The 1,086-nt window shown below is 63.5% G+C and carries 1 protein-coding gene and 1 pseudogene; one reads left to right on the plus strand and one right to left on the minus strand.

Going from position 1 to position 1,086, the window contains the following annotated elements:
* Nucleotides 1-389 precede the first annotated feature (389 nt).
* Nucleotides 390-583 (minus strand): annotated as a pseudogene (locus tag ABD747_RS25640) (inorganic phosphate transporter); the annotation flags it as partial.
* Between ABD747_RS25640 and ABD747_RS25645 the strand changes: the two are divergent.
* Nucleotides 522-1,016 (plus strand): hypothetical protein, encoded by a 495-nt coding sequence (locus tag ABD747_RS25645; RefSeq protein WP_344809998.1) that lies wholly within the window; start codon nt 522-524, stop codon nt 1,014-1,016. The pseudogene ABD747_RS25640 and the gene ABD747_RS25645 sit on opposite strands and share 62 nt — an antisense overlap.
* The last annotated feature ends 70 nt before the right edge of the window (nt 1,017-1,086 follow it).

Genomic DNA, 1,086 nt, shown 5'->3' on the forward strand with positions numbered 1-1,086 from the left:
CTTCCAAGCAGGACAGGCACTTCCGCGCGTTACACGCCGAACACACCCCCACCAGGCGAAATCACGAGGCTAGAGCGGAGCCGCCGAACGATCAAGCGATGGTCCGCAACCACCACTCGAGGAAGCTCAACATCTATTTCACGGTGCTCGTCCGACCCTGACGTGCGCTCTCGCAGTTTCGGGGCGACCTTCGGCGGGATCGGCGCTGCCGTCGATAGGTGGACGATTGCTCCCGGCTGACGGAGGTGAACGGCGGCCTGCTCGTACACGGGCCCGGCTTCGTCCGTTGTCGTGTTGACAGCACATCGGCACCCCGCCGAACGCCGCCATCGACTCGGCGAAAAGGCGCTAGACGTCGAGCTCGTCGCCGACGTCGGCACGCGCCGTCACCGAGCTACCCCGATCGAGAGGAACGCGCCGACGAGGTTCAGGATGGCTGACAGTCCGACGGCGACCTTCGGTTTCAACGCCCCGGTTGCGATCGAGGTCGCCATGCGTTCGCGGTGTCGTGGAACCCGTTGGTGAAGTCGATCGCCAACGCCGTCACCACCACGATCACCAGAATGAAAAACGCCTCGTTCACAATCTTTGATCCTGCAACTACCTTGTCTGCGCCTACCAGGCCCGGAAACGTCGTTCACCAAGAGTTCACCGGACGTGTCCTCGGCTGCCCGGTCCTGCTCGAACACCAGGTCGTCGGCCACATCATCGATGTCCGGCTCATCCCCGGCCCCCCGATCACCGACCAGCCGATGCCCAACCTACGGATCTACGGCTTCGTGATCAGCCCCTATGCCACCTCATCCACCCTCGGCTCCGAACGCTCCACCGTCCGCACACCGCGATCGATCGCCGCGATCCAACGCTGGCGACACCGAGGCTCCGACCTGGTCCGTTGGTCCGACATCGAGACGATTCGGACACACCAAATCACCCTCCGTCCGGGCCGTCGACGATATTCACCACAGCTGATCCGCAGCGCCTCGGGACCGGGCTTCGACGACCGCGAAAACTGAACCAGCTCGGTCAAGTCCCTGGACGTGGTGTAGCGGGTGATCCTTCGGGTTTGGTGGTCAGAAGGGTGGT

It is taken from the genome of Microlunatus ginsengisoli (assembly GCF_039537205.1).
Classification (GTDB): domain Bacteria; phylum Actinomycetota; class Actinomycetes; order Propionibacteriales; family Propionibacteriaceae; genus Microlunatus; species Microlunatus ginsengisoli.